6 protein-coding genes are annotated in these 10,131 nt (G+C 37.2%); 2 read left to right on the forward strand and 4 right to left on the reverse strand.

Annotated elements, in window-relative coordinates; translation table 11 throughout:
• The 4 genes from Q1K78_RS15910 to ubiG all read right to left on the reverse strand — a co-directional run.
• Positions 1-673 (reverse strand): tetratricopeptide repeat protein (locus Q1K78_RS15910; protein WP_300181093.1); only part of this gene is annotated, 673 nt, incomplete at its 3' end.
• A 235-nt stretch (positions 674-908) separates the two neighbouring features.
• Positions 909-2,042, reverse strand: a complete 1,134-nt coding sequence (gene nrdB, locus Q1K78_RS15915) for a class Ia ribonucleoside-diphosphate reductase subunit beta (RefSeq protein WP_300181096.1) — start codon at positions 2,040-2,042, stop codon at positions 909-911.
• A gap of 165 nt (positions 2,043-2,207) precedes the next feature.
• Complete coding sequence (nrdA, locus tag Q1K78_RS15920; RefSeq protein WP_300181099.1) at positions 2,208-4,484, reverse strand: class 1a ribonucleoside-diphosphate reductase subunit alpha; 2,277 nt, start codon at positions 4,482-4,484, stop codon at positions 2,208-2,210.
• Positions 4,485-4,983: 499 nt separating this feature from the next.
• A complete protein-coding gene (gene ubiG, locus Q1K78_RS15925) occupies positions 4,984-5,688 on the reverse strand; it encodes a bifunctional 2-polyprenyl-6-hydroxyphenol methylase/3-demethylubiquinol 3-O-methyltransferase UbiG (protein WP_300181102.1) in 705 nt (234 codons plus the stop codon).
• Between the two features lie 328 nt (positions 5,689-6,016).
• On the opposite strand from ubiG, the gene gyrA reads away from it, so the two are divergent.
• Together gyrA and Q1K78_RS15935 are read left to right on the forward strand one after the other, a co-directional pair.
• The gene (gene gyrA / locus Q1K78_RS15930; RefSeq protein ID WP_300181105.1) at positions 6,017-8,707 is read left to right on the forward strand and encodes a DNA topoisomerase (ATP-hydrolyzing) subunit A; all 2,691 of its coding nucleotides are present in this window, start codon (positions 6,017-6,019) and stop codon (positions 8,705-8,707) included.
• Positions 8,708-8,832: 125 nt separating this feature from the next.
• The gene (locus Q1K78_RS15935) at positions 8,833-10,038 is read left to right on the forward strand and encodes a GGDEF domain-containing protein (protein ID WP_300181108.1); all 1,206 of its coding nucleotides are present in this window, start codon (positions 8,833-8,835) and stop codon (positions 10,036-10,038) included.
• Positions 10,039-10,131 lie beyond the last annotated feature (93 nt).

Below are 10,131 nucleotides of genomic sequence, written 5' to 3' on the forward strand. Positions count from 1 at the left end.
CTTCTGCTTCTTCTATTTTCTCTTGTCCATTTGCTATTTCTGCTTTTATTTTGTAATAAAAACCTAAAAAACGAGGTTCATCTTTAATATCATTAAATAGGGTGTTGAGAATGGCTATTGCCTCATCAAAATGACACTGTTTCGCTTTGATTTCAGCAATGTTAAATAAAGACAGGGCGGTTGATAATTTAGGGCCGTATTGCTCAAGAAGTGTAGTTGCTTCTGTAAGGTGCTTAAGGGCTTCGTTAAAATTACCAAGTTGGCGAAATATATCACCGATGTTATTTTTAATAATACCAGTAATATAACCATCACAGAACTGTTGTGATTTTTCAGCTTTTGTTAAAAATTGCTGAGCATAGAAATAATTACCAAGCATGCCATAAAGGGTACCGATATTATAATGACTAAAACAAATTAAAAATTCTTGTTTATTTTGTTGGGCAAAGTTTATAGCATCAAAAAATAAGCTAATCGCGTCGATTAACTTTCCTGAGCGAGCCTGTAAATAAGCTTGGAAAATATGCTCAAACTCAGGGGGAATAACCTCTTCTTGTCTTAAAGCTTCAGATGTGATCGTGTTCAGGCGAAATTGAACCTGCTCTTTTGATGAGACGATAGGTAACTGGCGTACTTGCTCCAGTAGGTAACTTGTCCATTGATTTTTAGCCATAATTTTTATTATTATTATGTTGTTTAATTGCAACGGATTATGGCATATTTGATAAATTACATGAAGCGACCTCTCATTATTTATACTTTTTAAGATTGTAAAGTGTGGGCGATGTCTAATATAACCTGGATTAGAGGTTGAACCAGATAATGGGGTAGAGTAATTGATGAGGATTAAAGTAAAAAAAGCCGAGTTAGGAGACTCGGCTTTTATATATTTGATGAAAGATTAATTTTTAAAGTTCAAAATCACCCAAGTCATCGGCATCCATGTCATTGTCAATTTGTCCAACAAGGTATGAGCTGATTTCTGTCTCTTGAGGAGCAACTTGAACATTGTCAGAACTTAACCAAGAATTAATCCATGGAATAGGGTTTTGAGTCGCGCCTTCATAAGGACTGCTAAGACCAACAGCTTTCATGCGTAGGTTAGTAATATATTCTACATATTGGCAAAGAATGTCTTTGTTTAGACCTATCATTGAACCGTCTTTAAATAGGTAGCTTGCCCACTCTTTTTCTTGCTCAGCTGCTGATTTAAATAAGTCGAAACAGTCTTGTTCACATTCTGCTGCAATTTCTACGAATTCAGGATCATCTTGACCAGTGCGAAGTAGGTTCACCATATGCTGAGTACTAGTTAGATGAAGGGCTTCATCACGAGCAATTAGTTTGATGATTTTTGCATTACCTTCCATTAACTTTCGTTCTGCGAAAGCAAAAGAACAAGCAAAGCTGACATAGAAACGAACCGCTTCTAGTGCATTTACAGACATTAAGCAAAGGTATAATTTTTTCTTTAACTCACGTTTTGAAACAATAACTTCTTCGTCATTGATAGTATGAGTGCCTTCACCTAAACGATGGTAATCATTGGTTGCTTGAATTAGGTTGTCATAGTAGTGAGCAATGTCTTTAGCGCGCTTTAGGATCTCTTCATTCTCAACAATGTCATCAAAAATAATTGATGGGTTATTGACGATATTACGGACAATGTGTGTGTATGAGCGAGAGTGGATAGTCTCAGAGAAAGACCATGTTTCAATCCATGTTTCCAATTCAGGAATAGAAACCAAAGGCAGTAAAGCTACATTTGGACTACGGCCTTGGATTGAATCCAATAGTGTTTGATATTTTAAGTTACTAATAAAGATGTGTTGTTCATGTTCTGGCAAGTTATTGTAATCAATGCGGTCACCAGAGACATCGACTTCTTCAGGACGCCAAAAGAACGATAGCTGCTTCTCGATAAGTTTTTCAAAGATCTGAAATTTTTGTTGGTCATAACGAGCAACATTTACCGAATTACCTAAAAACATAGGTTCTTTCAATTGATCATTTTTTTCTTGTCGAAAAGTACTATACGCCATGGAAACCTCAATGTTATCAAAGCCAAAAAAGGGGAGGGCTTTATTCTAATCAAATAGTTATACCGATAACTACTAATAAGGATTTATCGGTATAACGGTTTGAACATAATCTTAAAACTAAATAAGCCCGCTAAAAAATAGCGGGCTTGATTTTAAAGTGAAACGTTAGATCTTACAACCGCCGCCAGCACAATCGTCATCTTGGTTTAGATCACCTTGTGAGTCGCTAGCACCATCACGAGTGTTATGATAGTACAAAGTTTTAAGACCTAATTTATAAGCCGTTAATAGATCTTTTAACAACAGTTTCATTGGCACTTTGCCATTTGGCTGAAGGTTTGGATCATAGTTTGTATTTGCAGAAATAGCTTGGTCAATAAACTTCTGCATAATACCTACAAGTTGTAGATAACCATCGTTTGAACCAATGTTCCAAAGTAACTCATAGTTCTCTTTTAGATTAATGTAATCAGGAACTACTTGCTTCAATATACCATCTTTAGAGGCTTTTACTGAGACAAAGCCACGTGGTGGTTCAATGCCATTAGTCGCGTTAGAGATTTGAGAAGACGTCTCTGAAGGCATTAATGCTGACAGTGTTGAGTTACGTAAACCGTGAGTTACGATCTCTTCACGCAATGTTTCCCAATCTAAATGCAATTCTTCAGTACAAATATTATCAATATCTTTCTTGTAAGAATCGATTGGTAAGATACCTTGCGAATAAGTTGTTTCATTGAAAGCAGGGCAAGCGCCTTGCTCTTTTGCTAAACCAACCGATGCTTTTAGAAGATAAAATTGAATCGCTTCAAACGTTCTATGCGTTAAACCATTCGCGCTACCATCGGAGTATTTTACGCCGTTTTTCGCTAAGTAATAAGCGTAGTTAATAACACCTACACCTAACGTACGACGGTTCATTGTTGATTTGTACGCCGCAGGTAGTGGGTAGTCTTGGTAATCAAGAAGTGCATCAAGAGCACGTACCGCTAACTCTGCTAATTCTTCCAACTCTTCAAGTTTTTCTATCGCGCCTAAGTTAAATGCAGACAACGTACATAATGCAATTTCACCTTCTTCGTCATTAACGTGTGTTAGTGGCTTAGTTGGTAGAGCAATTTCTAAACATAAGTTAGATTGGCGAATAGGGGCAACACTTGGGTCGAATGGGCTGTGTGTATTACAGTGATCGACGTTCTGAATGTAAATTCGGCCTGTAGATGCACGCTCTTGCATAAGAAGAGAGAACAACTCAATCGCTTTTACTGTTTCACGTTTGATCGATGTATCTTGCTCGTATTTAAGATACAGACGCTCGAACTCTACTTGGTCAGCAAAGAAAGCTTCATACATGCCAGGAACATCAGAAGGTGAAAATAAGCTGATGTGTTCCCCTTTAATTAAGCGAGTATACATAAGCTTGTTGATTTGTACGCCGTAATCCATGTGACGAACGCGGTTTTCTTCAACACCACGGTTGTTTTTAAGAACTAATAGAGATTCTACTTCACGATGCCAAATAGGGTAGAACAAGGTTGCTGCGCCGCCACGAACACCACCTTGAGAACAACACTTAACGGCTGTTTGGAAGTATTTGTAGAATGGGATACAACCGGTATGAAAAGCCTCACCATCGCGAATTTCAGAGCCAAGCGCGCGAATACGACCTGCATTGATACCAATACCTGCACGTTGAGATACATAGCGCACAATAGAGCCCGCTGTTGCATTGATTGAATCTAGGCTGTCATCACACTCAATTAGAACGCATGAACTGAATTGACGAGTAGGAGTACGAACACCAGACATTATCGGTGTTGGTAATGAAATCTTAAATTTAGACGTTGCATCGTAGAAGCGCTGAATGTAGTCAAGGCGCGTATCTTTTGGATATTTAGCAAATAAGCATGCAGCAACAAGAATATAAAGGAATTGTGCACTTTCGTAGATCGCGCCCGTTACACGGTTCTGAACGAAGTATTTGCCTTCAAGTTGTTTAACAGCAGCATAAGAGAAATCCATATCACGATCATGTTCGATCATTTGATCCATCAGATTGAATTCTGCTTCAGAATAATCTTCAGTTATGTGTTTGTCGTACTTGCCTAGTTTGATTAGGTTATTTACGTGTTTAAATAGTGTTGGTGGCTCAAATTCGCCATAGGCTTTTTTACGAAGGTGGAAAACAGACAAACGAGCCGCAAGATATTGGTAATCTGGCGTTTCCTCAGAGATAAGATCCGCAGCCGCTTTAATGATAGTTTCATGAATATCAGACGTCTTCATGCCATCATAAAATTGGATATGAGATTTCATTTCAACTTGAGATACTGAAACGTTATCTAGATTTTCTGCAGCCCAGGTGATCACTTTATGGATCTTATCCAAGTTAATCTTTTCTGTGGTGCCATTTCGCTTAGTAACGGTAAGCTGTTGGGTCATTTGTGACTTTTCCTTAGAATGAAGAACGAAATATGTAATATTTGTAATTTTCGTTGGTAATTTGTGATCAAGCTTCTAGTGTTGATTCTCTATGATAAACACAACATGTAGGGCTAAATAATTAATTGGCTACAAGATAATGATAAAATGGCTGCTGATCAAGTACGAAAATCAGATTGGCCTGTGGATAACCTCTGAATTAAAAAAAACAGTAAGTGAGTACTAACCGAGTGAGATTAGCTATATCAAGACATCAGAAATAACGTATTTCGTAATGGTGGAGAAGTAGTCAGTTGAAAAAATATTTTTCTTGATTTTTATGGTTTCGGTGGATCTCTATGAATCAAAAAAAATTGCTGATTTGTTGCTCTAATTTGATGTGTCAATGGTGCTTTAATAAGCAAGACAATAATTGTAGAATTTAGATATCAGTTCATTCTTTATTTGCATTTAAGAGAACAGATAAAGAACGAAAAGTATGATGGGTCGAAAAGGGATCTTATAATGTTGTATGAACGATATAATTTACATCCACATTTTTGCCTAATGAATAGACATCTGTTAATGGGTTGTAATGTAAGCCTGTGATCCCTTGTTCTTGTAAAGCCGTTTGATCAAGCATTTTTAGTAATTCAGAAGGGCGGATGAATTTATTGTGGTCATGCGTCCCTTTAGGTACAAGCTTAAGCAGTTGTTCAGCACCAACAATAGCAAATAAGTATGATTTAATATTACGATTCAGTGTGGAGAAAAATACGTGCCCGCCGGGTTTGACCATTTTGGCGCATGAGCGGATTACTGAAAGTGGGTCAGGAACGTGTTCTAGCATTTCCATACAGGTAATGACGTCGTAAGTTTCAGGGTTCTCTTCAGCGTGCTGTTCAGCAGTCGATTGAATATATTCTAGTGTTGTACCTGTTTCTAAAGCGTGCAAACGAGCAACAGCAAGAGGCTCTTTACCCATATCTAATCCGATAACGTCAGCACCTTGCTTTGCCATGCTCTCAGCTAAAATACCGCCGCCACAGCCCACATCTAATACTTTCTTACCAAATAAACCATTGGTATTCTCTAATACGTAATCCAGACGTAATGGATTGATTTGGTGTAGTGGTTTAAATTCACCTTCAAGATCCCACCAACGAGACGCCATATCTTCAAATTTTTTGATTTCTGCCGGATCGACATTTAACTGCTGAGTCATAGTTATTACTTCCTTTTTTCATCTTCTTCCTATTATATACAGAAAAAAAACAGAAAGAGAGACTTAAAGGTGGTGATTTTTTCATCGATTTTTATGAGGTTTTTCAAGAATATGATGGATTGATTTGTGACTTGCTCCTGATTTCGTAGGATTCTTAAGCTTAAGAGTGATTTTGCGAATTAAAACGATGCGATATAGAAGCGTTATGTGCTATATTTTGCAATCTTGCACGTTTGTCAGTATCAATTACTTTATCTTTTATAGTGAATCTAATTGATAAAGTAATTGATATTGATACGACAGAACTAATTTGAGGGATATTGGCTCTATGAGCGATCTTGCTAAAGGGATCACGCCCGTAAATATTGAAGATGAGCTTCGAGGTTCATACCTAGACTATGCGATGTCAGTAATCGTTGGTCGTGCTCTTCCAGATGTGCGTGATGGCCTAAAACCTGTACACCGCCGTGTTTTATTTGCGATGGATGTATTAGGTAATTATTGGAATAAACCATATAAAAAATCTGCCCGTGTAGTCGGCGACGTAATTGGTAAATATCACCCACATGGTGATAGTGCTGTATACGACACGATAGTACGTATGGCGCAGCCGTTCTCACTACGCTATATGCTTGTTGATGGCCAAGGTAACTTTGGTTCTATCGATGGGGATTCAGCGGCGGCAATGCGTTATACCGAAGTTCGTATGTCGAAAATCGCTCACGAACTGTTGGCTGATTTAGACAAAGAAACGGTAGATTACGTTCCTAACTATGATGGTACAGAACAAATCCCTGCGGTATTGCCTACTCGTGTACCTAACTTATTAGTTAATGGTTCATCAGGTATCGCAGTTGGTATGGCAACTAATATACCGCCTCATAACTTAACTGAAGTGGTTAATGGTTGTTTAGCATTCATCGAGAATGAAGATATTACTATCGATGAGCTAATAAACTACATTCCAGGTCCTGACTTTCCGACAGCTGCATTAATCAGTGGTCGTAAAGGCATCGTTGATGCATATAAGACAGGCCGCGGTAAAGTTTACATGCGTTCTAAAGCAAACATCGAAGCTGATAAAAATGGTAAAGAAACCATTATTGTTACTGAGATCCCTTATCAAGTAAACAAAGCACGTGTAATCGAAAAGATTGCAGAGCTTGTTAAAGATAAGAAAGTAGAAGGCATTTCAGCACTGCGCGACGAATCTGATAAAGATGGCATGCGTATTGTTATCGAATGTAAGCGCGATGCAGTGGGTGAGGTGGTTCTTAATAACCTGTTCTCATTAACTCAGCTTCAAACTACATTCGGCGTAAACATGGTAGCGCTAGACAACGGCCAACCAAAATTATTCAACCTGAAAGAAATGTTGAAGTGTTTTGTTGATCACCGTCGTGAAGTGGTAACTCGTCGTACTATTTTTGAATTACGCAAAGCGCGTGATCGTGCTCATATCCTTGAAGGTTTGGCGCTGGCATTAGCAAACATTGATGAGATTATTGATCTGATCAAAAATGCGCCAACTCCAGCAGAAGCTAAACTAGGCTTAGTCGCTCGCGGTTGGGATCTTGGTAATGTTGCCGACATGCTAGAGCGTGCTGGTACAGATGCTGCTCGTCCTGATTGGTTAGAGCCAGAGTTTGGTATTCGTGAAGGTAAATACTTCTTAACGGAACAACAAGCTCAAGCAATTCTAGAATTACGTCTACACCGTTTAACTGGTTTAGAACATGAAAAAATTCTAGATGAGTACAAAGCACTATTAGATGAAATCGCAGAGTTAATGCATATCCTTGCAAGCACTGAGCGTCTAATGGAAATCATTCGTGATGAATTAATAACGATTCGTGATACCTATGGTGATGAGCGTCGTACTGAAATTGGTGCTGCTATTCACGATATCGATATTGAAGACTTAATCACACAAGAAGATGTTGTAGTAACACTTTCTCGTGAAGGTTATGTTAAGTACCAAATTCTAGGTGATTACGAAGCGCAACGTCGTGGTGGTAAAGGTAAGAGTGCAACTAAGATGAAGGACACCGATTATATCGAGCGTCTACTTGTTGCTAACACTCATGATAACATCCTTTGCTTCTCTACACGTGGTAAAGCATACAGTTTGAAAGTATTCCAACTTCCTCAAGCAAGCCGAGCCGCTCGTGGTAAGCCTATCGTGAACATTCTTCCTCTAGAAGAAGGCGAGCGTATTACAGCGATTCTACCAGTATCTGAATACTCTGAAGATAAGTTCATCTTCATGGCAACAGGTGATGGTACAGTTAAGAAAACATCGTTGGATCAATTTGCTAAAGTTCGTGCAAACGGCTTGATTGCAGTTAATCTACGTGAAGATGATTCATTAATCGGTGTTGATATCACTGATGGTTCAAATGAAATCATGCTGTTCTCGAAGTTTGGTAAAGTAGTTCGTTTCAAAGAAGCGGAAGAAACCCAAGTATTTGATGAGAATGGTAACCCAGTTCTTGATGAAAATGGTCAGCCAGAAATCAAGTTCAAAGGGGTTCGACAAATGGGTCGTACTGCTTCGGGTGTTCGTGGTATGAAACTGGTAAATGGCGATAAAGTCGTTTCACTGATTGTTCCTAAGAATGATGGTGATGTACTTACAGTAACTGAAAACGGTTATGGTAAACGTACAGAGCTTGCGGAGTACCCAACGAAAGGTCGTGCAACACAAGGTGTTGTATCTATCAAGGTTTCTGATCGTAATGGCAGTGTTGTCGGTGCGGTTCAAACTGAAGATGGCGATGAGTTCATGATGATCACTGATGCAGGTACGTTAGTACGTACTCGCGTATCAGAAGTTAGCCAAGTGGGCCGAAATACCCAAGGTGTTACGCTGATCCGTACTGCTGAAGATGAAAATGTGGTTGGTTTACAACGCATTGATGAACCAGAAGAGCTTGACGTTATTGAGAGTGAAGACGTTCAAGATGTTGAGTTATCTGAAAGTTCAGATGATTCATCGATAGGAACTGATACGATATAAATATAATTATTTGTATCGTACATTAAATAAAAGCTCGCTTTAAGCGGGCTTTTTGTTACTCCTAGAGTAGGAAATATAAATTATATAGCTATTTTATTTTTTACTACTTATTTTTATATGGAAAAATGGCTTTAATGAAGCGAGTTAAACTTTTACTATTAAATATTTTTATTGTTTTGATTGTTACCTATCTATTTTCTTGGCTTGAATATAATGAACGATTAATAAAGGAAAAGAATGAAAATGAAAAAACAGAATTAATGATTAGTGGTTGGTTTAATCGGCAGTATTTCTTATTAAGTGAAGTGATCCCTAAATATAGAGAAAACTTTACAGAAGAAAGTGAGTTTTTATTAAATGCAGTTAAATTTACCGGTTTACAATATCTAGTTTATTTTGATGGTGAGGCGAGTTATTCAAATTATAATCATTTAAATAGCAAAGAAAATCCTAAGTATGTAATAAAAGAAAGGGTGTGGTTTAACACAGATAGAACTATTTCTTCTCCATTTGTCGGTCGCTACAGTAAAACTGATAATGTTGCTATTATTTATAGAGGTGGAAGTGATATTTACATTTCAATCTTTGAATTAAGAGAACTGATCTCATTTATTAATCAAGAAAATGTTTATGGTTTAGATCTAGATATCGTTCTGACGAATAGTGACAATAATGTATTGTATGGTAATGATAGTTATAAAACTGGCAGTCAATTTAAGGAAAATAAAGATTATCACGCTGAAAAGATAGACATTTATTCTACATCAGACAGTATAAATGTTTTTTTCTTAAAGGTGGAAATGTCGTATTTTCAATTTATTATAAAGCATTTAGGTCTGATTTTAATATCTGTCTTTATTTTATTTTTGGTGAGTTTATTCTCACTGTTAAAGTGGGAACGTTTTTATAATAAATATTATAATGATGCATTAACAGGGTGTAGAAATCGTCATTTTTTATTGAAATACTGTAATGATTTCAAAGGGTTTTTAATCCTTATTGATTTAGATGATTTTAAGCTGATTAATGATACAGAAGGCCATCAGTCTGGGGATGAAGTTTTAATCCAGTTTGTTGCTTTTTTGACTGAATCATTTCCTAATGCTCACGTCATTCGTTATGGTGGGGATGAGTTTTTAATTGTTTCGTTAAAAGAATACAGTGACATAGATTTTGAAAATATCACTCTTAGCTTTAATAAACAATTCAGCGAATTTGATGTGTTGGGATTCTCTTATTCTCAACAAACGATATCCTCTGATTTTTTTGGAGCGATAGACTTAGCTGATGCAAGTATGTATAAGCAAAAGAGAAAGAAAAAAGAAGCGTAACTGCTTCTTTTTTATAAATGTTTATCTATATTATTACCGTTAACTGTTATAAGCGTTTTTTAGCGCCTTGGATTGTTCAACTAGGCCATCAAT

The organism is uncultured Aliivibrio sp. (assembly GCF_946479765.1).
GTDB lineage: Bacteria > Pseudomonadota > Gammaproteobacteria > Enterobacterales > Vibrionaceae > Aliivibrio.